Source organism: Candidatus Aalborgicola defluviihabitans, from assembly GCF_016705985.1.
In the GTDB taxonomy this organism is placed as follows: Bacteria; Pseudomonadota; Gammaproteobacteria; order Burkholderiales; family Burkholderiaceae_C; genus Allorhodoferax; species Allorhodoferax defluviihabitans.
In genome coordinates this window covers 514,446-540,623 of the sequence record NZ_JADJKN010000023.1, presented here as the reverse complement: position 1 = coordinate 540,623, position 26,178 = coordinate 514,446, and the positions used below count along the sequence as shown (strand labels likewise).

Annotated in this window: 15 protein-coding genes, 2 tRNA genes and 1 pseudogene; 3 read left to right on the top strand and 15 right to left on the bottom strand. The window is 58.6% G+C overall.

Annotation, left to right across the window (positions count from 1 at the left end):
* Positions 1-64 precede the first annotated feature (64 nt).
* The 3 genes from IPI80_RS18565 to IPI80_RS18555 are packed head-to-tail and all read right to left on the bottom strand — an operon-like array spanning position 65 to position 4,858.
* The gene (locus IPI80_RS18565; protein WP_413862585.1) at positions 65-1,627 is read right to left on the bottom strand and encodes an FGGY-family carbohydrate kinase; all 1,563 of its coding nucleotides are present in this window, start codon (positions 1,625-1,627) and stop codon (positions 65-67) included.
* Positions 1,620-3,257, bottom strand: coding sequence for a glycerol-3-phosphate dehydrogenase/oxidase (locus IPI80_RS18560; RefSeq protein WP_413862584.1), 1,638 nt, complete (start codon positions 3,255-3,257; stop codon positions 1,620-1,622). Before IPI80_RS18560 ends, IPI80_RS18565 begins: the two co-directional genes overlap by 8 nt.
* A complete protein-coding gene (locus tag IPI80_RS18555) occupies positions 3,254-4,858 on the bottom strand; it encodes an FAD-binding oxidoreductase (RefSeq protein WP_413862583.1) in 1,605 nt (534 codons plus the stop codon). The genes IPI80_RS18560 and IPI80_RS18555 overlap by 4 nt, the downstream gene beginning before the upstream one ends.
* A 109-nt stretch (positions 4,859-4,967) precedes the next feature.
* Between IPI80_RS18555 and IPI80_RS18550 the strand changes: the two genes are divergently transcribed.
* Positions 4,968-6,014, top strand: coding sequence for an AraC family transcriptional regulator ligand-binding domain-containing protein (locus IPI80_RS18550; RefSeq protein WP_413862582.1), 1,047 nt, complete (start codon positions 4,968-4,970; stop codon positions 6,012-6,014).
* 33 nt (positions 6,015-6,047) lie between these two features.
* On the opposite strand, the gene IPI80_RS18545 is transcribed toward IPI80_RS18550, so the two are convergent.
* Positions 6,048-7,013, bottom strand: a complete 966-nt coding sequence (locus tag IPI80_RS18545; protein ID WP_413862581.1) for an AEC family transporter — start codon at positions 7,011-7,013, stop codon at positions 6,048-6,050.
* Positions 7,014-7,120: 107 nt separating this feature from the next.
* On the opposite strand from IPI80_RS18545, the pseudogene IPI80_RS18540 reads away from it, so the two are divergent.
* Positions 7,121-9,245 (top strand): annotated as a pseudogene (locus IPI80_RS18540) (ATP-dependent helicase).
* A gap of 12 nt (positions 9,246-9,257) precedes the next feature.
* Here the strand turns inward: IPI80_RS18540 and IPI80_RS18535 are convergent.
* Together IPI80_RS18535 and IPI80_RS18530 are read right to left on the bottom strand one after the other, a co-directional pair.
* Entirely contained in the window at positions 9,258-9,815 is a 558-nt protein-coding gene (locus IPI80_RS18535; RefSeq protein WP_413862580.1) for a hypothetical protein, read from the bottom strand.
* A 375-nt stretch (positions 9,816-10,190) separates the two neighbouring features.
* The gene (locus tag IPI80_RS18530) at positions 10,191-10,616 is read right to left on the bottom strand and encodes a nuclear transport factor 2 family protein (RefSeq protein ID WP_413862579.1); all 426 of its coding nucleotides are present in this window, start codon (positions 10,614-10,616) and stop codon (positions 10,191-10,193) included.
* A gap of 406 nt (positions 10,617-11,022) precedes the next feature.
* Here IPI80_RS18530 and IPI80_RS18525 point away from each other — a divergent pair, with 406 nt between their 5' ends.
* Positions 11,023-11,322 carry a single-stranded DNA-binding protein gene (locus IPI80_RS18525; RefSeq protein WP_413862578.1) on the top strand — a complete coding sequence of 100 codons (300 nt, stop codon included), beginning with the start codon at positions 11,023-11,025 and terminating at the stop codon, positions 11,320-11,322.
* Between the two features lie 429 nt (positions 11,323-11,751).
* Here the strand turns inward: IPI80_RS18525 and IPI80_RS18520 are convergent.
* The 9 genes from IPI80_RS18520 to rpoB all read right to left on the bottom strand — a co-directional run bounded on the left by IPI80_RS18520 (position 11,752) and on the right by rpoB (position 25,923).
* Positions 11,752-11,827 (bottom strand) — tRNA-Gly (locus IPI80_RS18520).
* A 56-nt stretch (positions 11,828-11,883) separates the two neighbouring features.
* Positions 11,884-11,959, bottom strand: a tRNA-Phe gene (locus tag IPI80_RS18515).
* Between the two features lie 50 nt (positions 11,960-12,009).
* The gene (locus tag IPI80_RS18510; protein WP_413862577.1) at positions 12,010-12,690 is read right to left on the bottom strand and encodes a response regulator; all 681 of its coding nucleotides are present in this window, start codon (positions 12,688-12,690) and stop codon (positions 12,010-12,012) included.
* Positions 12,691-12,707: 17 nt separating this feature from the next.
* Positions 12,708-15,017 carry an ATP-binding protein gene (locus IPI80_RS18505; protein WP_413862576.1) on the bottom strand — a complete coding sequence of 770 codons (2,310 nt, stop codon included), beginning with the start codon at positions 15,015-15,017 and terminating at the stop codon, positions 12,708-12,710.
* On the bottom strand, positions 15,014-15,643 hold the full coding sequence (locus tag IPI80_RS18500; RefSeq protein ID WP_413862575.1) for a DUF4390 domain-containing protein: 630 nt from the start codon (positions 15,641-15,643) through the stop codon (positions 15,014-15,016). The genes IPI80_RS18505 and IPI80_RS18500 overlap by 4 nt, the downstream gene beginning before the upstream one ends.
* Complete coding sequence (gene rsmB / locus IPI80_RS18495) at positions 15,603-16,928, bottom strand: 16S rRNA (cytosine(967)-C(5))-methyltransferase RsmB (protein WP_413862574.1); 1,326 nt, start codon at positions 16,926-16,928, stop codon at positions 15,603-15,605. The genes IPI80_RS18500 and rsmB overlap by 41 nt, the downstream gene beginning before the upstream one ends.
* Positions 16,929-16,935: 7 nt before the next feature.
* The gene (locus IPI80_RS18490; RefSeq protein ID WP_413862573.1) at positions 16,936-17,466 is read right to left on the bottom strand and encodes a LemA family protein; all 531 of its coding nucleotides are present in this window, start codon (positions 17,464-17,466) and stop codon (positions 16,936-16,938) included.
* Positions 17,467-17,556: 90 nt separating this feature from the next.
* Positions 17,557-21,783 carry a DNA-directed RNA polymerase subunit beta' gene (gene rpoC / locus IPI80_RS18485; protein ID WP_413862572.1) on the bottom strand — a complete coding sequence of 1,409 codons (4,227 nt, stop codon included), beginning with the start codon at positions 21,781-21,783 and terminating at the stop codon, positions 17,557-17,559.
* A 27-nt stretch (positions 21,784-21,810) separates the two neighbouring features.
* Entirely contained in the window at positions 21,811-25,923 is a 4,113-nt protein-coding gene (gene rpoB, locus IPI80_RS18480) for a DNA-directed RNA polymerase subunit beta (RefSeq protein ID WP_413862571.1), read from the bottom strand.
* Between the last annotated feature and the right edge of the window lie 255 nt (positions 25,924-26,178).

Below are 26,178 nucleotides of genomic sequence, written 5' to 3'. Positions count from 1 at the left end.
GTCACAGCAACTTGCGCGAGGGTCGCTGTGGCAGCGATTAGGTGTGCAACGACACGCCATCCACCTAAGGCATGCGCGGGTAGCCGGTGATGTGCTGAATGGTGCGGTACAGCGGCTGCAACCTGCCATACATCTTTTGGTAGACACCGTGGTACAGCGCGTTGTATGTGGCATGGTGGGTGGCATTGGGCGTGAAGGTCTTGCCCATGCGGGTCATGGCTTTGACGGCGGTATCAAAGTCCGGGTGCAGGCCCAGCCCCACAGCCGCGTCAATGGCCGCGCCCAGGCCAGAAGTTTCGTAGATGTGGGGGCGTGCGGTGGGCAGGCCAAAGATATCGGCAGTGAGCTGCATGGCCGCATCGCTTTGCGAACCGCCACCGGAGATGCGCAATTCGGTAATCGGTACACCACTGCGCTTTTCAATGCGCTCTTTGCCTTCCCGCAAGGCATACGCCAGACCCTCCAGGATGGCGCGGTACACGTGGGCACGGGTGTGCACGTCGCCAAAACCGATGATGGCGCCCTTGGCCTCGGGGCCAGGGATTTTGATGCCGGGTGACCAATAGGGTTGCAGCATCAGTCCCATGGAGCCCGGTGGCACGGAGCTGACCAGTTCATCAAACAATACTTCGGGCGCTATTCCGGTTTGCAGCGACTGGCTTTGCTCGTGGTGGCCAAACTGCTGCTTGAACCAGTTGACCATCCAGTAGCCACGAAAAATCTGCACTTCGGTGCTGTAGGCACCCGGTATAGCAGAGGGGTACGGCGGGATAAAGGGCGTGACCTCCAGGTATTTGGCGCTGGTGGTGTTGATGGTGGCAGTCGTGCCGTAACTCAGGCAACCGATATGCGGTTGCTGGCAACCCGCACCAATCACCTCGCAGGCCTTGTCGGCCGCTGCCGCCATCAGCGGCGTGCCCTCGAGGATGCCAGTAGCCGCGCTAGCAGCAGCATGGATGCTGCCCATGCGTGTGCCGGGTGCCACCAGTTCAGGCAGCCATTCGGGTTTGACGGCCAGCGCCTGCCACTTCCAGTCCTTCTTGCCGGCCCAAGCCAGGCGTTTGTAGTCAAACGGCAGGTAGCCAACCTGCGAGCCAATGGAGTCGATAAAGCTGCCGCACAGGCGGTGGTTCAGGTAACCCGAGAGCATGACGTACTTGTGGGTCTGCGCCCAAACGTCTGGCTGGTGGGCCTGGATCCAATTGGCCTCGGCCTCACCGCGAAAGTAGTTGATGGTGTGGGATACCCCTGCCAACTTGAAAGCCAGCCGCCAGAAGGCACCTATGGGTGGCACGGTATCGGTTCGGCGCTGATCCAGCCAGGTGATGGCGGGACGCAGCGGCTGGCCGTCGGCACCTAGGTTGATCATGGTGCCACGCTGGGTGGTCACAGCCACGCCTTGCACCGTAGCCCGTGCCGCCGGATTCTCGGCCCACAGGCGCTGGCAGGCGGTGCACACAGCATTCCAGTAATCCAGTGGGTCGTGTTCGGCCCAGCCCGGGTGTTCTGAAAAATAGGCCTCCAGATGCACTTGTGTCTTGGCAACGATATTGCCCTGCAAATCAAACAACAGGGCCCGCACGCTTTGCGTGCCGTTGTCGATGGCCAGAATGGTGGCGTCAGACATGCTTGCTCCCAGAGTCGGTTGGGGTGTCCTGCGGCAAACTGTAATGCTGCTGCCACAGCGCCAGGTAGGCGGCTTGTTCCTGCACCCAGCGCGCATCGCTCCAACCCAATTCGCCTTGGCAGATAGCGCGAATCCGGGCCAGGTGCTCGATACCGCCGCCGCGCAGCAACAGGCCCAGGCGGGTACGGCGCAGCAGCAGGTCCTGCAAATGCACCACCGTCTCGGTGCGGGCCGCCCAGCGCAACTCCACCCACAGGGTTTCGGTGCCGGAGATGGCGCTCAATTCACCGGCTTGCGCGGCAGCGACCACCGCGCCAGCCAGCGAACCATAGTGGCCCTGCAAGCGCTGGCGCTGTTGCGTGGCCAGCCCACCTTGCACGGGCAGTGGCGAACTGGGTGCCAGCACGGGGGCGTCAGGCTGAGTGGGGTTAGGCGGCGGCAACAGGGATTCCAGGTGCCGCAAGGCATCCAACGCAATCAGCCGGAAGGTGGTGAGCTTGCCACCCGTTACGGTGAGCAGGCCTTGCTCCATCCAGACGGCGTGGTCGCGCCCCTCTTTGGACGGATCAGCCTTGCCGGTATCAATCACCGGGCGTACACCGGCATAGGTGGCGATCACATCGGCCCGCGTAAGCTGCAACTGCGGAAACTGAAAGTCCAGCGCGGCCAACAGATAGCGCACTTCCGCTTCGGTGATGCGGGCCTCTTGCTGCAAATCGGCGCCGTGGTCCACGTCGGTCGTGCCCACCAGTGTGGCGCCCTCCCACGAAAAGGCAAACACCGGGCGACCATCCTGCGGGTGCATCAGGCTGACGGCCTGCGCTACCGGCAATCGCCAGGCTGGCAGCACCAAGTGGCTGCCGCGCAAGGGCCGCAGCCGCCGTGGCGCGCCCTGCTGCTGGCGCAAAATATCGGCCCAGGCCCCGGTGGCGTTGACAACCACCTTGGCGTGAACCTGGTAGACCCCACCGCCCGCAGCGTCCCGCAATTGCACGCCGCTGACCCGACCGTCTGAGGAGTCATCGGCACGCAGAAGTTGCTCTGCCCCCAGGTAATTGATGGCCACACCGCCCAGGCCTCTGGCCTCCTGCAACACCCGCAGCACCAGGCGGGCGTCATCGGTCTTGGCGTCGGTGTAGCACAGGCCGCCCTTCAAGTCGGTGCGAGCGATGTGCGGGGCCAACATCAAAAATTCGTCCGCCGGGTAGTGGTGGCGGGCGCGCTGACCAGCCAGCCAGTCGTACACGGCCAAGCCGAGCTGGAATAACCAGCGACCGGGTTTGCGACCTTGGTAGTCGGCAAAGGCAAAACTCTGCGGCTCTACCAGGCCGCGCGCCTCGCGCAGCAGGTTTTGGCGCTCGCGCACCGAATCGCGGGTCAGACCCAACTGGCCTTCTTTGAGATAGCGCAGCCCGCCATGCACCAGCTTGGACGAACGACTGGAGGTTCCCCAAGCGAAGTCGCGCTGTTCCACCAACAAGGCCTTGTAGCCACGGCGAGCGGCCTCCAGCAGGATGCCGGCGCCGGTGATGCCACCACCGATGATGACCATGTCCCACTCTCGATGCGCCAGTGCTTGCAACGCCTGTGTGCGTTGTACGTCGGGCAGGGCTTTAGGGTCGAGGGTCATGGTGCTGCAGGGCCTACCAGCTTGCCGGGGTTCAACATGCCGTCGGGGTCAAAGTGGCGAAACAGGCTGCGCATGGCTGAAATCCCCAGACGCCCTTTTTCTGCTTCCAGGTAGGGCGCATGGTCCAGCCCCACGCCATGCTGGTGGCTGATGGTGCCACCGTGGGCCACGATGGCCTGGCTCACCGCTGCCTTCAGGCTGCGCCAGCGGGCCAGGTCCTGGGCATAGTCCCCCGCAAGCCGGAAGGCAAAGGTGGTGTACACACTGGCGCCCTGGGCGTAGATGTGCGAGAGGTGGGTGTAGGTATGCACCTTTTCGCCACTCTGCGCCAGCGCATGGGTTGCGGCATTTTCCAGCGCATGCATCATGGGCGTGACGCGGCTCCAATCACAGGCCGTTTCCACGGTATCGATGGCATAGCCTTTTTGCCACAAGGCGTTGCGCAAGTACACATTGCGAAACCGGTTGGCCTTCCACTTGTTGCCCATGGCCTGCCCTATGGCCACGCCCTTGTAGCCCCGGGCAATGCGCAGTGCACCACGCAGGGCGTGGGCCACGGTATCGCTCTGTCCGCTGGCACCCAGCATCAGCAGGCATTTTTGCTCATTGCAACCACGCCAGCCCAGGTAGGTTTCGAGCAGACCAATCAGGCGTACATGGCCCGCCATGGTGAGTGTGGTCAGGGTCTCGATCGGGTTGGCCAAGCGCAGCATGGACAGCGGCAACTTGGCCTGCGCCAACGCCCGTACTGCATCGTGCGCCTGCTCCCAAGTGGGGAAGAAAACCGCATGAAACTCCTCGCGCTGCGGCAGCGGTGACACGCGCACCGTGGCCTCCGTCAAGATGCCCAGACGGCCTTCCGAGCCCAACACCATCTCGCGCAGGTCGGTGCCCGCTGCAGAGGCCGGAAAGGTCGCAATCTGTAATGTGCCGCGCGGCGTTTCCACGGTGCCGCCAGCAAACAATTGTTCGATGCGGCCATAGCGCAAGGATTGCTGGCCAGAAGAGCGCGTCACCACCCAGCCGCCCAGCGTGGAATATTCAAACGACTGCGGAAAATGCCCCAGTGTGTAGCCGTGCGCGCGCAGTTGCGCTTCCAGATCCGGGCCAAGCACGCCGGCACCAAAGGTGGCCAACTGCGCCTCGCGGTCCAGGTTGATGAGCTGGCACAGGCGCGACAGATTGACAGTGAGCACCGGTTGCTGGCCTTCTGGCACGGTCAAATGCCCCACTACGCTGGTACCACCGCCCAGGGGAATGATGGCGACACCGCAGTCCCTTGCATAGTCCAGCAACTCACGCACCTGTTCACCGCTTTCGGGAAAGGCCACGCCGTCGGTCACCGTGCCGACCTGGCCGCTGCGCAGCTTCAACCAATCCGGCAGGCTTTGACCCAGGCTGTTGCGCAGGCGTATTTCGGCTGTGGTGTCCACCAGCCGATGGGGCGGCAGGCGGCTGGCCGGGATGCCTGCACAAGCTTGTTCCAAGGTGGCATCCACCGGTGCAACGCCTGCGCCCAAGCGCTGTTGCAAGAATTGCATGGCTTCTGCCGGAAGGTCCAGCTCTACCGCATCGTCACCCCAACCGTTCCAGCGCTTCATCGTCGACTCCTTGTGCATGGGTGCAGCGGGCCGTTGCTACACTGACCGCCACTGTAGTCTTGCAACTGTCTGGTGTCTTGCGCATTCATGCCAATGGATTTGTTCAATCATGCCAACCCGCTCTCCCGCGTCCGTTAAACCGACTGCGGGCCGGGTGGCAGGCGCCTATGTGCAGCCCCTGCTGGAACTCGCCGTGGAGCGGGGGGTGGCGCTACCGGCCCTGGCACTGGCGGCCGGTTTGCCAGAAACCTCCCTGTCCCCCGTACCCGAATCGTTGGCCGCTGCCGACTACGTGCGCCTGCTGGACGCTGGCGCCCAACTGGCCCAACACCCACACTTTGGTCTGCACGTGGGCGAGCGGGTGAAGCTGGGCACCTACAGCGTCTACGGCCTGATTCTGTTGAGCTGCCGCGACTTGGGTCAGGTGTTCCAGCAAACCCTGCGCTATGAGAGTCTGGCCCATGACCTGGGTCGATCAGCCCTGCAGGTTCAGGGCAGCATAGCCGAATACCAATGGCACAGCCATTTCCCCCAGGCCAGCCGGCATCTGGCCGAAAGCGTATTTGCCGGGGTGCGGGTGTTTGGTAACTGGCTGGCCGGCTCGCCCCTGCCGCCTGCCGCTGTGTCCTTCACCCATTCGGCACCAACGGACACCAGCGAATACCGGCGTATTTTTGGTACGGATGTCACCTTTAGTGCCAGTTTGAATGGCGCCAGGTTTAACGCAGCCTTGTTGGCGCTGCCAGTTCCCAATGCCGATGTGGGCTTGTACCCGGTGCTGCGACAGCACGCTGAACAGTTGTTGCAAGCAAAGCTGCGGTTGCAAGATAACGCCAGCATCACCACCCTGGTGCGCGCCAGCCTGTCCCGACATTTGGCGCAAGACCGGGCCAACCTGGCCAGTGTGGCGCAGGATTTGAATCTGACACAGCGGACGCTGCAGCGCAAACTCAGCGCAACAGGCACCAGCTTTCAGCAGGTGCGGGACCAAACCCGCCAGGAATTGGCCCTCAGCTATCTGGGCCAGCGTGACCTGAGCCTGACAGATATCGCGTTTTTACTTGGCTACCAGGACCAAAGCGCTTTCACCCACGCCTTCAAGGAGTGGACCGGGGGCACACCCGGCGGCTACCGGGACAAATTGGGCAAACCCTGAAACGGCAAGACGCTGCGGCCAGACTCCTGTTACTCAGGTCATCAAAGCCACTGCCCCGGAAAAGGTAAAAAATGCCGCCGCTGTCGACACCAAAATGATGCGCGCAATACGACCGTTGTCGGCATCAAAACGCTCGGCCAGCAGCGATACATTGCTGGCACTGGGCAGCGCGGCCAGCAACACCAGCACCGTAAGGGCGAAGCGGTCCATGGGCACACCCAATTGCACCGCCCCTGCGCCGACGAGCAACACCAACAAAGGGTGCAGGAACAACTTGATCGCCGCCACTGGCACCACTTCCAGCCAATGCACAGGGTGCGCTTCGCCCGAGCGGGCCATGATCTGCGAACGGGCCAGCACCGCGCCAATGGTAAAAAGCGCCACGGGAGATGCCGCATCCGCCAACAGGCCCACGGTCTGTTCCACGGGCTTGGGAAGTTCCAGTTGCACGGCCGAAGCCAGCGCACCCAACAATATGGACCAGGGCATGGGATTGGCGGCGACACCCTTGAGGGCATTTTTAGCCGCCCGGCCTGCCGAGGCGCCATCATGACCATCCAATCGGGAAAGGGCAATGCACAAGGAGGTGGTAATCACCATGTCCACCAATATCGTCACGATGGCCGGTCCTGCCGCCTTGGGCCCAAGCAGAGCCACCAACAACGGTACCCCCATGAAACCAGTGTTGGGAAAGGCTCCCACCAGCGCACCAAAGGAAGCATCATTCCAGCCAATGCGACCATGCAAGGTAACCGCCACCACAAAGCCAACCATGATCAGGGCGCACAGCAGGTAGGTCAGCGCCACACTCGGGTCCAGCAACTGGGCAATCGGGGTGCTGGCGCCAAACCGGTACAGCATGCACGGCAATGCAAAAAACAGCACAAAGGCGTTCAGACCGGGAATGGCTGGCATGGGCAACATGCCACGGTGGGCCGCGATAAAGCCACACAGGACCAAGGCGAAAAAGGGAAAGGTGATGATGAGAATGTGCAGCACATCTCCATTGTCGGGTCATTTCCACCGCCCGGCTGTCACCCGTTAAGATGGCGCGATTGTCCGCAAGCTTTGCCTGAATGTCTTCTACCTCCCCTTCTGCTGCTTCCATGTCCCACGGCCTCAACCTGGCACAACAGGAGGCAGTGAACTATATGCACGGCCCCTGCTTGGTGCTGGCTGGTGCCGGATCGGGCAAAACCCGGGTCATTACCCACAAGATTGGGCGTTTGATCCAGGCTGGATTGCCGCCTCAGCGTATCGCCGCCATCACCTTTACCAACAAGGCCGCCGCTGAAATGCGTGAACGCGCCAAGGGGCTGATTGGCAGGGCCGCCAAGGACGTGCTGGTGTGCACCTTTCACGCGCTGGGCGTGCGCATGCTGCGCCAGGACGGTGATGCACTGGGGCTTAAACCGCAGTTCAGCATTCTGGACACCAATGATGTCACCAGCGTTCTCAAGGACGCCGGCGGCAGCACGGATGCGGCCACCGCCCGCCAGTGGCAATGGACCATTAGCGGCTGGAAAAGCGCCGGCCTGAACGCTGCTCAGGCCCTTGCGCTGGCACAGGATGACAACGCCCGCATCACCGCAACGATCATGGCGCGCTACGAGGAATGCTTGACCGCCTACCAGAGCGTGGACTTTGACGATCTGATCAGCCTTCCCCTCAAATTGCTACAAAATTATGAGCATGTCAGACAGAAGTGGCAAGGGCTGATGGGCCATATTCTTGTAGACGAATACCAGGACACGAATGCCACGCAGTACGAAATGCTCAAGTTGTTGGTGGGCGGCAACCCGGCCGGCCAGGCCCGCTTTACCGCAGTGGGCGATGACGACCAATCCATTTACGGTTGGCGTGGCGCCACGTTGGACAACCTGCGCAGGCTGCCGGTGGATTTTCCAGCGCTCAAGGTCATCAAGCTGGAGCAAAACTACCGCTCCACCAGCGCCATCCTGCGCGCCGCCAACAATGTGATCGGGCCAAACCCCAAGCTGTTCCCCAAGAATTTGTGGAGTGATCTGGGCGAGGGCGAACCCGTGCGGGTAGTGGACGCTGACAACGAAGAACATGAGGCGGAACGCGCCGTGGCCCGTATCCAAAGCCTGCGATCTGGCGGTGCACTGGCACAGGCAGGGACGCAACACAGAGAGTTTCGGGATTTCGCCATTTTGTACCGGGCCAACCACCAGGCCAAGCCGTTCGAGAAGGCGCTGCGCAAGGCCGGCATTCCGTACAAGGTGTCGGGCGGACAGAGCTTTTTTGACCGCGCCGAAATACGCGACCTGTGCGCCTGGTTTCGCCTATGGGCCAACAACGATGACGACCCCGCGTTTTTGCGTGCCATTACCACCCCCAAACGCGGCATTGGGCACCAGACCCTGGGTACGCTGGGCGTGTTTGCCAGCCAGTTCAAGCTGAGTCTGTTCGAATCGTTGTTTTCCAGTTCCCTGGGCGCCATGTTGCCCAACCGCGCGCTGGGTAGCCTGCACGAATTTGGCCGCTATGTGAACGACCTGGAGTACCGCGCCCGCCAAACGGAAGGCGCCGAAGGCCGCCAAGGCATTCATACTGGCCTGGCTCAAGGAAATTGGCTATGAGAAGCATCTGCTTGACGGCGAGGACAGCGACAAGGTGGCTGCCGCCAAATGGGCCAATGTGCTGGAGTTTTGTGACTGGATGGCGCAGCGCTGCGGAGGTGAACTGGACGACGTCGCCGGCATATCCACGCGTGAGGTGAAGAATCTGCTAGAGGTGGCACAAACCATCGCCCTGCTGTCCACCATCAATGAGCGTGAGAAAGACCAGGACGTGGTGACACTCTCCACCCTGCACGCCTCCAAGGGTCTGGAGTGGCCCCACGTGCAATTGGTGGGGGTGACCGAGGGCATGCTGCCATTCAAGCTCAGCGATGGTGCTGAATCAATGGGCGGCTCCAGTCAGACACACGAATCAATTAATGAGGACCTGGCTGTGCGGCTGCAGGAAGAACGCCGGCTGATGTATGTGGGCATTACCCGTGCCCAGTGCAGTCTGGCGGTCAGTTGGACGCGTCGCCGCAAAAAAGGGCGCGATCTGGTGACGGCACTTCCCAGCCGTTTCATTGCTGAGATGGGCCTGAACCAAGCAACGGTGAAAGAAGATCCGCGCGAAAAACTCCGGGCACTGCGGGCTGAATTTGCCCAGAAAGCCGCCACTACCGCTGCGGCGGCAGCACAAATCCGCTAAAAGACGTCGGTTTTAGCGCAACGCATCGTATCCGGTTTTGACGGAAAACGCGGAGTTAGCAGACGGCCCCACAGCACCAAACAGTGCGTCATGCAGGTCGGCAAGCACCATCATGGCATCTGCCGCCTCTTGATTGAAGCCGATACGAGCCTTGCCCGTGTCATCACTACCGCTCAATATCAACTTGGAGATATAGACACTGCACTCCTTGTTACCCCACAGCGTTCGTATGGTGTTGGCAATGCGGTGGTGATGGAGCTCAACAACCTGCATCGCGTCTTCCTTGCGCTGCTCCATAGTGCGTTCTTCGCGTGAGACTGGTGGCACCGGGTCGGGGTCAACCAACGGCAAGGGCTCCGTGCGCAAATAAGCATGCGCACTGACAGGTGCATCACCGTCACCCGATTGAAGGGCACTGAAACGCGAATCTTGTTCGGCGACCGCATTTTCCCAGAGGCCCCAACTTGTGTCGGGATCGTCTTCCCGCACTTCCAAGCCACGCGAGTCTGCCGCGTCCTTGGGTGTAGAACCATCTGGTTTTTTGCCTTTGCCGAGAAAACCACTGAACATGGGAGTTCTCCGAAATGTCTATCTATGCTACCTCAGCCAGAAAAACTTCGCTACCCCCCCATCCACTCAGGTTAACCGCCTGTCCTAGAAACCGCATCGCCTTACCTAAGGATATCACCCTCCACTCAGGCACTCTGTTATGTAAACCTCTCCTAACTCCGACAGACGCCGATAACTATTCTGGCTCTATTCCAGCCGCTTGTAACGATTGGCGCATCGGTGACGCAGAGTCCATGCCTGCACGGTCCACGCCATAGTCCAAATCAGATGCAGGAAAACGAGCAGCAGGCGCTTCCCAAAAAGCCAAATATCAGTCAGTTCCTTGTAACTGTAGGGGAGTCCATATAGGAATGGTTAGGCGTAGGTTGCTTCGGTTCATGCCTGCTCTGGCATGCTGTGCCACCAGATGCGCGCGTCCGAGCACAAGCCAGCGCTGAATGAGGCTTCGAGGATGCCGTCGAGCACCATTCGCGGCAGCGGGTCTCCTGGCCTGCGAGCTACGAGGTTTGTGCCAATGGACCTAGCCCAAACTTGGAACAGCTCCTCTGAGGCGACTTGGTAGGTAACGTGCCAATGGGCAATGCCCGATGTTGGCTTGCTGGTTAAGACTGCAAACGCGAGCTGGACGTCTTGTTGGAGTTGCACCCGCTTCCAATACTCGACGAGTTGCTCGGTGCCACGTTGAACTTGGAACGGCGTATTGCGATAGGTCCCGTCGAGTGCGAAGAGCGCGGCGAACATTGATGGATCGCGTCGCTCCCAGGCTGCCTTGTAGCTCTGCATGAAGTCTTGGATGGTCATTGCGATTCCGTTGTGAAGAGTACTTTGACGATCTATTGGAAATGTGCGGCGGTCGCGCAGCGCGTGTCCGCACGGTTGACTCTGTCTGTCGCAGATCGCAATACGTCTTGGCACGTTTCCTGTCCATTCACAACCGTTCCCTTTTTAAGAGCCTACGTCGCTGCGTTACTTCGTCAGCGTCAAAAGCTAGCTTTTGTCTGTGCACTGCGTCGCTGTTACGTACGCTACCAGAAAATTGGCTCTTTATAAATACAGTTTTCAACTTGGCTGATGTTCAGTAGGCCCGCGATCTTTGATGTGTCGCAAATACGACCTATTGGTCAATCAGCTTCACTGATCATCAAATTTTGCAGTTTGACTGCAGCGCAGATGACAATAGGTTCTCCACTATGCAAAAGGCGAAATAATGATCGATGGCTTAGTCGCTGGCAAGATACTCGGTGATCCAGAAGAGCGAAGAGGCAAGGGCGAAAAATTGTTTGTTGTGGCCAAAGTTCTTGCCCAAACTGGTGAAGGTGAAACATTGATCGTCAATGTCATCGCTTTTGATGACGCGCCTTGTACCGCCTTGCTTCAATTGCAGGAGGGTGACTCGCTGGCAGTTGCTGGGAGCCTTACGCCAAAGGTCTGGACGGACAAACAGGGGAATACCAAGCCAGCCTTGGATATGGTGGCTCAACGCGTGCTGTCGGTGCAGCCGGGCTAACGATCACGCTGTGGGCACTTAACCCCCACTCAGGCACTCATTCGTCTTCCGGAAAATCACTTCCCCCGTAGGCGTATGCACCACCCGGATCTCGCCGCCACAGGGAACTGTCCGGGTCTTCGCTGCCATTGCCACCGCCAAAGACCGGTCATGCACCAGCAACTCTTTGCCTGCGGACACGGCCCAGTGGGGGTTACGCAAGGTGCGGTTGCTCTCAATCCTGAATTCGCACCGTGTATGGTTCTTGATTTGTCTCATGGGTATGTCCCCTCGTCGTTATAGTTATTTGTGAAGCCACTGGCACAACTCTGAGAGTCGCCACCGAACGCGTGCCGAACTCTCCCTGGCCAATGGCTGAAAAGCCAATGACTAAAAAGCCAAAGGCAAAGCCCTGTCGCAATGAACAGGGCTGGTTCAATAGGAGAAATATGGAGCGGGATAAGAGGCTCGAACTCTCGACCTATACCTTGGCAAGGTATCGCTCTACCAACTGAGCTATTCCCGCAGAATGACCACCGGAGTGATCAATGAAAAACCTATCCAGCAGATGGGCCTTCAATTTGGTGGCCTGGGGCGGAATCGAACCACCGACACAAGGATTTTCAATCCTCTGCTCTACCGACTGAGCTACCGGGCCTAAGCCTTAAATTATAGCAGCGAAATTCATGCATTCCGTCGCCTTGCACATCAAATTCCGTTGCGTTTGCCGCGGGTGAGGTCCACTCCAAGCTGTTTGAGCTTGCGGTACAAATGGGTGCGCTCCAAACCAGTCTTCTCTGCCACCCGGGTCATGGAACCGTTTTCTCTGGAGAGGTGGTATTCAAAATAGGCCTTCTCAAACTCGTCGCGCGCTTCGCGCAAGGGCTTGTCCAGCAAAAAATTCTGGCTGGCCTGCAGGCCGGCCTCCACCGGTCCAGCTACTACCGGTTGGACATAACCCATGGTTTCCACCGGGGCTACCAAGGGACGAGGCGCAGCCGCAGCCGCCAAGGACTTATTGAGAATGCTACGTGCCAACCCCTGTTCCACGGCCTTGAGCAACTTTTGCAAAGTAATGGGCTTTTCCAAAAACGCTAACGCGCCGATCTTGGTGGCTTCTACCGCGGTATCGATCGTTGCATGGCCGCTCATCATGATCACCGGCATGGTGAGGACACCTGCCGAGGACCATTCTTTCAGAAGGGTCACACCGTCTGTGTCGGGCATCCAGATGTCCAGCAACACCAGATCCGGACGTTCGCGGGTACGTGCTGCACGCGCCTGTGCCGCATTCTCGGCCAGCTCAACGTTGTGACCTTCGTCATTGAGGATTTCCCAAAGCAAATCCCGAATGCCGTGTTCGTCATCAACAACCAGTATGTTTGCCATGTTGTTTGTGTTGTCCCTTAGGTGCCACTGTGCGGTGCCGCAGTCGCTGTGTCGCCGTCTGCGACCGCCAATGATAACGATACTTGCGCACCGAATACATTTCCGTCTGCAACGCGGTTGACAATGTCGATTCGTGAGCCATGTTCATCGACAATTTTCTTCACTACAGCCAGCCCCAATCCGGTGCCTTTGGTTTTGGTGGTGACATAGGGCTCAAACGCACGTTTGAGAATGTGCTCTGGAAAACCGCCGCCGCAATCCAGCACACTCAAACGAACCCGTCCCATGGAGGGCAGAAACTGCGTTCGCAATATGATGCTGGAATCGCCAGCATCAATGGTCTTGGACGATTCACTGGCGTCCTGTGCGTTTTGCAGCAAGTTGTGAATGACCTGGCGCAGTTGCTGCACGTCCCCCAACACTAGAGGGCTGGCTGTATCCAGTTCGAGCCTGATAGGCACGCCAGGCTTTTCGCTGTCATAGAGTTGCAACACATCCTCCACCAGTGCATTCAGATCCAACGGTTTCAATTCTGCAGCGGGTAAGCGGGCGTAATCGCGGAAGTCGTTTACTAGGCGCTTCATCGCGTCCACCTGGTCCACGATGGTCTTGACCGACTTGGTCATGATCGCGTGTTCAGTGGGCTCCAGTTTGCCAGCAAGCTTCATCTGCAGACGCTCCGCCGATAGCTGAATCGGGGTGAGTGGGTTTTTGATTTCGTGTGCCAGCCTGCGTGCAACTTCGCCCCACGCCTGCGCCCGCTGGGCCGACACGATGTCGGAGATGTCATCAAACACCAGCAGGCGCTCGTCGCCAGGCAACTCGGCTCCCCGGGCTACCAGGGTCAATGTCTTGTCAAACGGCCCGTGTTGTGGCGAAGTGCCAGCGCCCAGTTCAAAAGAACGCTGCCAGTGATCCACCCCCTGCTCGGTTCGCTGCACCAAAAAGTCGGCAAACTGGGTTTGCACGGCATTTCCAAATTCCTGCAGTCCTTCGATGCCCGCCAATGACTGCCCCTCATGCTCCATCAGCGGTACCTGGAGGATGCGCGTCGCCCCCGGATTGGAAGACCGGATGGTGCCCTGCGCATCCAGCACAATCACCCCGGCAGTTAGGTTGTCCAAAATGGTTTGCAGATTAGCGCGTGCGGCATCCACCTGCGCCATGCTTTGTTGCACGGTCTGGCGTGCATCGGCCAGTTGCTTGGTCATAGAGGCGAACGCGCGGGTCAGCCCCCCCAGTTCGTCATTGCCTTGCAGGGTCAGCTTTGGCGTTAGATCGCCGGCGGCAACCTGGCTGACGCCTTCGGCCAGCATCAATAGAGGCCGCGCAATTTGGTCCCCCAGAATGACCGCTAACAAAACTGCACCAAACACGGCCAAGAATAGACTCAGCGTGAGGGTTCCGATGTACATGCGCTTGAGGCCTTCACGCCCCAAGGCTCTTTCCTGGTATTCACGATTTGCACTTTCCACCGCCAGCGCATTGGCGACCAGGTTGGGTGGCAACACTCTGCTTACCTGCAAATAGCGCACTTGAGGTGCCAGCCCCAATGCAGTGCTGGAGAGCGGCACCAAGACCTTGATGCGCACACCACCCGGATTGCTGCCGGCAGCTTCATCCAAGCCTTCAATCCAGGATAAGGACCGCTCGGCCCTGGCTGTGCGGAACTGCGAAAAAGTAGGCTTGTCTGGACTCAGCTGGAAACGGGACTGCCCCGAGTAGGCCAGTGCCGTTCCGTTGGCATTCCAGATCGTGACATCGACCGCACCCATTTGTTCGCCCAGTCTGTCAAGTGCCAGGCCCACGGTGCCTTCGGGCACTTCGGCCAGTTGGGCCGCAGCTGTCCGGGTCTTGGCGGTCAGGTCGTTGGACAGGGCATCCAGGGTAGCGCGCCCCAAATTCAAACCAGCTTCCAGCGCGCCCTCAACCTTGACATCGAACCAGGTTTCAATGGAGCGCGATACAAACTGGTAAGACACCACATAAATCAACAAACCGGGTGCCAGCCCCACCAGCGCAAAGATCATGGCCAATTTGACCAGTAGGCGGCTACCAAAGCGGCCTTGGCGCAAACGCGCCAGCAGGCGATAGCCGACCCACACGATGGCGGCAAACAGCACGGATGCCACCACCACGTTGATGTAGAAAAGACGCGCGTAGTTGCGCTCGTACATTTCCCGGTTGTTGGTGGCCTGCATCAGCAGGTAGAGCAATACCAACCCAATGATTACCATGCTCAGGGCACCCGCCGCCAATGTCCAGCGCAAGGCCGGGGAACGCCGCAAAAGTGGATCAGGCGTGCCAGTGTGCACGGAGTCGGTCATTTAAATGGTGCCAGAGACACTACCGAGCTGGCGGTTGCCGCAATGTCCCAATCTGATTGACCCAGGGCTCCGATCTGAAAGGGGCGGGGGAGTTGGCTCAAGTCCAAACTGAAGCTGAAGTTCACCCGATATTTGGGACTGCCATCCAAATCGGGGACATCGGCAATCTTCCAGCGGGAAACCCGCTTCACAGCAGCCAGTGCATCCGCCAACGATTCGTAGTTCTGGGTCAAGGCCAGCCCCAAACTGGTGTCCCGGCCCGGGCCAGCCGTGACATTGATCCGCCAACGCCGCATCAGGGGCTGGTAAGCCAGACGGATATGGCGCTCGACGACACTGAGCTTCTTGTCGGACCAGTACCAGCGCTCCCGCAGGACCTCGGCCTCGGTGACGAAAAACATGGGGATGCCTTTGAGCAAAGCTTCCTCCACCGCGGAAGGCAGCTCAAAGGCGATTTGCGCGGAGAGCAAGACTTCGTCGTCTACACGTTCCACCTGGTATTGCAAAATATCGGTGGCGGTATCTGCCTGTGCCGGCACGCCAAATAGAACCATCCAGCCCAAACACAACGCACGCAGGGCCTTTTCAGGCCATTCTCTTCTGCAGCAACGCGTAATAAAAACCATCGTGATCACAAGGTTCATTGTCCGGGACAGCTCCCAGTTTGGCACCATTTCGGGGTATTAAATGACCTGGGGATGGCATCAAAACTGCATCGGTGTTGTGTGTGAGGAACGTTTGGGTCTGCCCATCACCTTCGGCTTTGAATAGCGAACAGGTGCAGTACAGAAGGCGGCCACCAGGTCGCAAAAGCCCCCACAGGGTCTGCAACATGTGTTGCTGGATGGCCGCTAGTTGGGCCACGTCAGACTCACGGCGGAGCCAACGCACATCCGGGTGACGGCGCACAATGCCCGACGCTGTGCACGGGGCATCGAGCAAGATGGCATCGAAGGGACGACCGTCCCACCAGGTTTGCGGTTGCGAAGCATCTGCAGTCACAATTTCGGCGTGCAGACCCAGGCGCTGCAGATTTTGGCGAATGCGGTCGGTCCGGCGGCCATCAATTTCCAAGGCCAATACATGTCCATCCGACAGCTCCAACAGATGCCCGGTCTTTCCGCCTGGCGCGGCACAGGCGTCCAGAATACGCTGGTCTGTCCCCCTGGGCATTCCGTCCAGCAACAGCGTGGCTGCCATCTGGGCAGCGGCATCTTGCACCGACACCAACCCCTTGGCAAAGCCGGGGAGCTGTTGCACCCCCACCGCACGTTGCAGAACAATGGAGCCCCCAGTCTGCAATTTGGCAGCAATGCCCGCCTGTTCCAACATCATGCAATAGTCCGCTGCGTTGGTTTTTCGCTGGTTGACCCGCAGCACCATGGGTGCTTGTCCATTGGCGGCCTTCAGAATGGCCTGCCAATGTTGGGGCTGCTCACGCTGAATCTGCTTGATCCACCACAGGGGATGATTCCATAGAGCAACCGGATCGACGTCCGTGCTGACCACCAAGGCGTCGCGCTCACGCAGGAACCGGCGCAGGCAGGCATTCAAAAAATTGGCCTGCGCCTTGGTATCTGGCTGGCGTTTGGCAGCCTCCACCGACTGGTTCACCAGGGTGAAACAGTCGTACGGCGCCTGCGCCTCATCCCACGCCAGTGCCAGGGCAGAGCACAGTAAGGCATCTGCGGCCGCAGGCGGCGTGCGGCTGGCCAGTTTGCCACGCAAGGCCTCGGCACGCCCCAAATTGCGCCAGACATGAAAGACCAGCGCCTGCACACCGGGACGCAGCTGCGGCGCCACGGCTTCTAAGGCAGCGGTACCAGACACCCCGGATCGCACCGCTTGCACAATGCTTGCCGTTGCGCTGAGCTGGCGCCACAAGGGCAGTGCTACTTCTTTTTGATTCATGTCGCCCTTAGAGCATGCCACTTGGTTTGAAGCCCATGATTGCGACAACCAGGCGGGCGGGGAATTGTTCCAGCGATTCGTTGTATTTCGCTGCGATCTGATTGAAACCACTGCGCGCGGACTCAACCCGTTGGGTAATGGCTTCCCAGCGAACCTGCATGACCGCGGGAACAACGGCACCAGCCAGATCGGCGGGCATCTCATGCAGTTGCCGCCAGGCGGATTGCAGCGTATCGATGGCTTGCCGCAATCGGGTCAGCCCCTCTGCCGCCAACGGCGCGGACTTGGCCGCTTTCAGCGCATGATCCAGTCCTTGTAGATCGGTCAGCAACTGATTCCACGGGCCCAGTGACCTGTCGGCGCTATCGCCGTCCAATCCGTGCTCATACACCACTTCCGCGTACTGGCGCACATGCTTGTCCACAGACCCCAGTGCGCTCAGACCGCGGGCGCGCATGCGCATCAGGCGGTTGTACAGGCCCACACACCAGAAGGTGAGCAAAGCCAGCGACATCCACAAAATCAGCGAGCTGTTCATGCTATCTCTGTGAGGTTCCTAAAACAAAAAAACACCCCGAGCCCTCGTCAGATGGGCTTGGGGTGCTATGTTTAGTGTAGTAACGGTAGCTTATTCGCCGTCGCTACCTTCGCTTGCGTGGGACTCGGCGGCAGCCTCGACGTCACCTGCAAGTTCGGCGGCTTCGGCATCGGCAATCGCGCGCCGCTCGGCGTCGTCCATGCTTTCACGGATTTTGCGGGCCTCGTGGTAAGCCAGTCCGGTGCCAGCCGGAATCAGGCGACCCACAATCACGTTTTCCTTCAAGCCACGCAACTCGTCGCGCTTGCCCATGATGGCGGCTTCAGTCAACACACGGGTGGTTTCCTGGAACGATGCCGCGCTGATGAAGCTGTCCGTGGACAAGGATGCCTTGGTAATACCGAGCAGCAAGTTGGTGAAGGTAACGGGAATCTTGCCGTCAGCACGCAGCGCATCGTTGGTGTTGAGCATTTCGGAGCGCTCCACCTGTTCACCATTGATGTAGGCGGAATCACCAGCATTCTCGACCACCACACGGCGCAGCATCTGGCGAACAATCACTTCGATGTGCTTGTCGTTGATCTTCACGCCCTGCAAACGGTACACGTCCTGGACTTCGTCCACGATGTAACGCGCCAGCTCTTCGGCACCCAGCAAACGCAAGATGTCCTGCGGATCGGCCGGGCCGTCCACCACGGACTCACCCTTGTTGACCACCTGGCCTTCGTGCACCAGCATGTTCTTTTCCTTGGGAACCAACTCTTCCCAGACCTTGCCATCGGGATCGGTGATCTGCAGGCGAATCTTGCCCTTGGTCTCTTTTCCGAAGGACACGGTACCGGTAATTTCAGCCAGCGTGCCCTTGTCTTTGGGTGTACGGGCTTCAAACAACTCGGCAACCCGTGGCAGACCGCCGGTAATGTCGCGGGTCTTCTGGCCTTCGATGGGAATGCGGGCCAGTACCTCACCAGGACCAACGTCCTGGCCATCGCGCACCTGAACCAGCGAGCCGACAGGGAAGCCAATCGTCACCGAGTGGTCGGTTCCAGGAATCTTCACCTCATTGCCGGTTGCGTCGATCAGTTTGACCTGGGGACGCACCACCTTGGTCGCACCACGGCGCTTGGGGTCGATAACCACCATGGTGGACAAACCGGTCACTTCGTCGACCTGTTTGGCTACGGTTAAGCCCTCTTCCACATTCTCGAAGTGGGCCTTGCCGGCAAACTCGGTAATGATGGGGCGGGTCAGCGGATCCCAGTTGGCCAAAATGGCACCGGCTTTGACGGTCTGATCGGCCTGCACAGTCAATATCGCACCATATGGCACTTTGTGACGTTCGCGCTCACGGCCATGCTCATCGTGAATGACGATTTCGCCCGAACGGGCAATCACCACCAACTCTTTTTTGCTGTTGGTCACATAACGCATGGTGGCATTGAAACCGATACTGCCGTTGGACTTGGCTTCCACGCTGGAGGCGATGGCCGCACGCGACGCCGCACCACCGATGTGGAACGTACGCATGGTCAGCTGGGTACCGGGTTCACCAATCGACTGGGCAGCGATCACACCGACGGCTTCGCCACCGTTGATCAGACCGCCACGACCCAGATCGCGACCGTAGCACTTGGCACAGATGCCAAAGCGGGTTTCGCAGGTCAATGCGGTGCGCACCTTGACTTCGTCCACACCCGCAGATTCCAGCTCGTCAATCAGGTCTTCATCCAGCATGGAGCCGGCAGGCGCCAGAACGGAGCGGTTTTCCGGATGCAACACGTCTTCAGCAGCCGTGCGGCCCAGCACGCGATCGCGCAGGGACTCAATCACTTCACCACCTTCGACAATGGCGCGCATCAAGTAACCACCGTGTGTTCCGCAATCTTGCTCGGTCACCACCAAGTCTTGCGTCACGTCAACCAGACGGCGTGTCAGGTAGCCAGAGTTGGCAGTCTTCAACGCCGTATCGGCCAGACCCTTACGGGCACCGTGGGTGGAGATGAAGTACTGCAACACGTTCAGACCTTCACGGAAGTTGGCGGTAATGGGCGTCTCAATGATGGAGCCGTCAGGCTTGGCCATCAGACCCCGCATACCGGCCAACTGGCGAATCTGAGCTGCAGAACCACGGGCACCGGAGTCGGCCATCATGTAGATGGAGTTGAAGGATTCCTGGTCCACTTCCTTGCCATGGCGATCAATCACCTTTTGCTTGGAAAGCTGGGCCATCATGACCTTGGATACTTCGTCACCCGACTTGCCCCAAATGTCCACCACCTTGTTGTAACGCTCGCCAGAAGTCACCAGACCGGACACATATTGCTGCTCGATCTCTTTGACTTCCTTTTGGGCACGGGCAATGATGCCGTGCTTTTCTTGCGGCACAAGCATGTCGTCAATGCAGATGGAAATACCGGCTTTGGTCGCAAGACGGAAACCGGCTTGCAGCAACTTGTCAGCAAATACCACTGTTTCCTTCAAACCGCACTTGCGGAACGACACGTTGATCAGCTTGGAGATTTCCTTCTTCTTCAGAGCTTTGTTCAGGTTGGAAAATGGCAGTCCCTTGGGCAGGATCTCGGACAACAACGCGCGCCCTGCGGTGGTTTCCCACAGCTTGGTCGAGGCAGTGAATTCACCGGTTTCCTTGTCCTTGGTGTACTCGGTCAGACGCACATTGATCTTGGCATTAAGTTCGACCTCACCCGCGTCAAAGGCGCGCTGCACTTCACCGGTATCGGAAAAGATCAGTCCCTCACCCTTGCCGTTGATACGTTCGCGGGTGGTGTAGTACAAACCCAGCACCACGTCTTGTGAAGGCACGATGGAAGGCTCGCCGTTGGCGGGGAAGAGTACGTTGTTGGAGGCCAGCATCAAGGTGCGGGCTTCCATTTGTGCTTCCACCGACAAAGGCACGTGAACAGCCATCTGGTCACCGTCGAAGTCGGCGTTGAAGGCCGCGCAAACGAGGGGGTGCAGTTGGATCGCCTTGCCTTCAATCAGGATGGGCTCAAACGCCTGGATACCCAAACGGTGCAACGTAGGCGCACGGTTCAGCATCACGGGGTGCTCTTTGATGACCTCTTCCAGAATGTCCCACACGACGGGCGTACCGGATTCCACTTCCTTCTTGGCGGCTTTGATGGTGGTCGCAATGCCCATCGTTTCCAGCTTCGCAAAGATAAATGGCTTGAAGAGTTCCAGCGCCATCAGCTTGGGCAGACCGCACTGGTGCAGCTTGAGTGTTGGGCCCACGGTAATCACGGAACGACCGGAGTAGTCGACGCGCTTACCCAGCAAGTTCTGGCGGAAACGACCGCTCTTACCCTTGATCATGTCAGCCAAGGACTTGAGCGCACGCTTGTTGGCGCCGGTCATGGCCTTGCCACGGCGACCGTTGTCCAGCAAGCTGTCCACGGCTTCTTGCAACATGCGCTTTTCATTGCGGGCAATGATTTCGGGCGCTTTCAATTCCAGCAAACGGCGCAGACGGCTATTGCGGTTGATCACGCGGCGATACAGATCGTTCAGATCAGAGGTCGCGAAACGACCGCCATCCAGCGGCACCAACGGACGCAGATCCGGTGGCAGCACGGGCAACACGTCCAGCACCATCCACTCGGGCTTGATGCCGGACTTCTTGAACGCTTCCAAGACTTTCAAACGCTTGGCGTTCTTCTTGATCTTGAGTTCAGAACCGGTCAAATCGTTGCGCAGCTTCTCAATCGAGCCTTCGATGTCGATGCTTTGCAGCAGATCTTTGATGCCCTCAGCACCCATCTTGGCCTGGAATTCGTCACCATATTCCTTGAACTTGGCGTCGAAGTCGTCTTCCGACATGATGCTGAATTTCTTCAACGGAGTCATTCCAGGGTCGGTGACAACGTAGGCTTCAAAGTACAGCACGCGTTCGATATCGCGCAGGGTCATGTCCAGCACCAGGCCTAATCGGCTGGGCAGAGACTTCAAGAACCAGATGTGCGCGCACGGCGCCGCCAGATCAATATGGCCCATGCGTTCGCGGCGAACCTTAGTTTGTGTGACTTCAACGCCGCACTTCTCACAGATCACACCACGGTGCTTCAGGCGCTTGTACTTGCCGCACAGGCACTCGTAGTCCTTGATGGGGCCAAAAATCTTGGCGCAGAACAGACCATCACGCTCGGGCTTGAAGGTACGGTAGTTGATGGTTTCGGGCTTGCGCACCTCGCCAAAAGACCACGAACGGATCTTCTCGGGCGAAGCCATGCCAATTTTGATGGCACCAAAATGCTCATCGGGCGTGAACTGCTTGAACAGGTCGAGTAATGATTTCATGGGTTAAATCCTTTTCTTGTCCGCTGATCAGCTACGCTCAAGTTCAATGTCGATGCCCAAGGAACGGATTTCCTTGACCAACACGTTGAACGATTCCGGCATGCCGGCTTCGATAGAGTGCTCGCCCTTGACGATGCTCTCGTACACCTTGGTACGACCTTGTACGTCGTCGGACTTGACGGTGAGCATTTCCTGCAGGACGTAAGAGGCGCCATACGCTTCCAGCGCCCACACTTCCATTTCACCGAAACGCTGACCACCGAACTGAGCCTTACCACCCAGCGGCTGCTGGGTAACCAGGCTGTAGGGGCCAGTCGAGCGGGCGTGCATTTTGTCGTCCACCAAGTGGTGCAGTTTCAGGTAGTGCATGTAGCCTACCGTGGTAGTGCGCTCAAACGGATCACCGGTTCGGCCATCGTACAACTGGGCTTGGGTGCGCGTAGGCGTTAGCCCCTTGGCCTTGGCCACGTCATCCGGGTATGCCAACTGCAGCATATTGCTGATTTCTTCCTCGGTGGCCCCGTCAAACACGGGCGATGCAAAAGGCACGCCACTGGTCAATTCCTGGGCCATGTTGCGGATTTCTTCGTCCGACAACAGCCCCAGATCTTCCTTGCGACCTGTTCCGTTGTATACCAGGTCCAGGAAGCCACGGATCTCGGTGGCAGCTGCTTCGCGCTGCAACATGTCGCCGATGCGTTGGCCCAGGCCCTTGCCGGCCCAGCCCAGGTGCACTTCCAGCACCTGACCAATGTTCATACGCGAAGGCACGCCCAGTGGGTTCAGAACGATGTCCACCGGAGTACCGTCAGCCAGGTAAGGCATGTCTTCCACGGGAGTGATCTTGGAAACCACACCCTTGTTACCGTGGCGACCAGCCATCTTGTCACCGGGCTGCAGACGGCGCTTGACCGCAATGTAGACCTTGACCATCTTGAGCACGCCGGCAGGCAATTCGTCACCCTGTGTGAGCTTCTTGCGCTTTTCTTCAAAAGCGAGGTCGAAGCTGTGGCGGGTTTGCTCCAGAGAATTTTTGATGCTCTCCAATTGGCCTGCCACTTCGTCATCTGCAGGACGTATATCGAACCAGTGGAACTTCTCGACCGAGGCCAAGTAGGCCTTGTCGATTTTGGTGCCTTTGGCGAGCTTTTGCGGGCCACCATTGGCAGCCTTGCCAACCAAAAGTTTCTCGATCCGGTCAAATGCGTCGGCCTCGACGATACGAATTTGGTCGTTCAGATCCAAACGGAAACGCTTGAGTTCGTCGTCGATGATCTGCTGGGCGCGACGGTCGCGGGTAATACCTTCGCGGGTAAAGACCTGTACGTCGATCACCGTGCCTTGCGAACCCTGGTCTACGCGCAGCGATGTGTCTTTCACATCGCTGGCTTTTTCACCGAAGATGGCACGCAGCAGTTTTTCTTCTGGCGTCAGCGTGGTTTCACCCTTGGGGGTAACCTTGCCGACCAGCGTGTCGCCGGGCATGACTTCCGCACCGACGTAAATGATGCCAGACTCATCCAGACGGTTAAGTTGCTGCTCGCTCAGGTTGGGAATATCGCGGGTGATTTCTTCCGCGCCCAACTTGGTGTCACGTGCCATCACCACCAATTCCTCGATGTGGATCGATGTGTAGCGGTCTTCAGACACAACACGTTCACTGATCAGGATCGAGTCTTCGAAGTTGTAGCCATTCCACGGCATGAACGCCACCAGCATGTTCTGACCGATGGCGATTTCACCCAAGTCAGTCGATGCACCGTCGGCTATCACATCACCCTTGGCCAGTTTGTCGCCCTTCTTCACGATGGGGCGCTGGTGGATGTTGGTGTTCTGGTTGGAGCGCTGGTACTTGATCAGGTTGTAGATGTCCACGCCGACTTCGCCGGCCTGTGCTTCTGCGTCATTGACACGAATCACCACACGGGTTGCATCCACATAGTCCACGATACCGCCACGGGTTACCGTCACCACGGTGCCGGAGTCAATTGCTGCCACGCGCTCGATACCCGTTCCCACCATGGGCTTTTCCGGGCGCAGTACGGGCACGGCCTGACGCGACATGTTGGCGCCCATCAAGGCGCGGTTCGCATCGTCGTGCTCAAGGAATGGCACCAGCGAAGCCGCCACCGACACGATCTGCGCGGGCGACACGTCCATATACTGGATGCGCTCTGGCCCCACTAAAATAGATTCGCCCTTTTCGCGGGCAGAAACCAAATCGCCGGTCAACGTGCCAACTTTGTCCAGGGCCGCATTGGCCTGGGCAATCACGTACTTGCCTTCTTCAATGGCGGACAGGTAATCGATTTCCATCGTCACCTTGCTATCGACCACGCGACGGTACGGCGTCTCAATGAAGCCATACTCGTTCAAACGGGCGTACAACGCCAGCGAGTTGATCAGACCGATGTTGGGTCCCTCAGGCGTTTCAATAGGGCACACGCGACCATAGTGGGTCACGTGCACGTCACGCACTTCAAAGCCGGCACGTTCGCGGGTCAAACCACCTGGGCCAAGGGCCGAAACACGGCGCTTGTGCGTGATTTCGGCCAGTGGATTGGTTTGGTCCATGAACTGGGACAACTGCGAAGCACCAAAGAACTCCTTCAACGCAGCCGAGATGGGCTTGCTATTGATCAGATCGTGCGGCATCAACGGCTCTTGTTCGGCTTGACCCAAACGCTCTTTCACCGCCTTCTCAATGCGTGCCAAACCCGTGCGGTACTGGTTTTCGGCCAGTTCACCGACGCAACGCACGCGGCGATTGCCCAAGTGGTCGATATCGTCAACATCGCCGCGGCCATTGCGCAGATCCACCAAAATCTTGACAACAGCCAGGATGTCTTCGTTGGTCAGAACCTTGGGACCTGTCGATTCGGCACGGCCCATCTTGGCGTTGAACTTCATCCGGCCCACGCGCGACAAGTCATACGTGTCAGGGTTATAGAACAGGCGCTGGAACAGAGCCTGTACCGCGTCTTCCGTCGGCGGCTCACCAGGGCGCATCATGCGGTAGATGGCCACCCGGGCAGCGAATTCGTCCACCGTTTCGTCGGTCCGCAGGGTCTGAGAAATGTAGGCTCCCTGGTCCAGTTCGTTGGTGTAAATGCAAGGCACATCCTGCACGCCGGCCAAGCGCAGCTTTTTGAGCAGGGCTTCGGTCAATTCTTCGTTGGCTTTGGCTACGATTTCGCCGGTTTCGCCATCGATGACGTTGCAGGCCACGACGCGACCAATCAGGAAGTCTTCCGGCACACTGATGTGCGTGGTATTGGACTGCTCCAACTCACGGGTGTGGCGCGCGGTTACCCGCTTGTCTTTGGCCACCACGACCTTGCCACTCTTGTCAGTGATATCGAAGCGTGCTACTTCACCGCGCAGACGCTCGGCCACAAATTCCATTTGGGCACCACTGTCCATCAGGCGGAAGTTGTCGTTGACGAAGAAGTTGGCAAGGATGGATTCGTTGGTCAGGCCGATGGCCTTCAGCAGAATCGTGACCGGCATCTTGCGGCGACGATCCACCCGGAAATAAAGCAGGTCCTTGGGGTCGAATTCGAAGTCGAGCCAAGAGCCACGGTAGGGAATGATGCGCGCGGAGAAAAGCAGTTTGCCCGAACTGTGGGTCTTGCCCTTGTCGTGCTCAAAAAATACACCAGGAGAACGGTGCAGTTGGGAAACGATCACGCGTTCCGTGCCATTGATGATGAACGAGCCTTTGCCCGTCATCAGGGGCACTTCGCCCATGTAGACTTCTTGTTCCTTGACTTCCTTGACGACCTTGTTCTGAGACGTCGAAGACTCACGGTCATAGATGATCAATTGGACTTTGGCACGAACGGCAGACGCAAAGGTCAAGCCGCGGGTCTGGCATTCACGCACATCGAATGCGGGCCTGGCCAGGCTGTATTCCAGATACTTCATCTCGACAAAACCGTTGTGCGAGACGATAGGGAATGCCGCTTCAAATGCGGCTTGCAGTCCTTCGATGGTTCTCTTTTTGGGAGCAACATCTGCCTGCAAGAACGCCGTATAGGCGTCTTTTTGCATTTGTAGCAGGTAGGGGATTTCGAGTACGCTGTCGCGGGTACCGAAGTTCTTGCGAATCCGCTTGCGTTCTGTGTATGTATAAGCCATTAGATCTCCGGGCAAAGACTAAAGGAACCTGGGGGTCCTTGGCGACTGTGTCGTTGAGCATCACTCTCAACAGGCTTGGCGATTGGCCACTACCAATCATTGGCGGACGGCTGCGCATTGCACGCAACCCGTTCCAAGGCATCTTCTGCAGTCGGGGTCAGAAGACACTAAAAAACAGTGGGGCCACGGTTTTTTGGTGTGCACTAACATGAAGTCCACAAGCAGCAAAGGCTGGGAGCCCTTTGGGAGCATCCC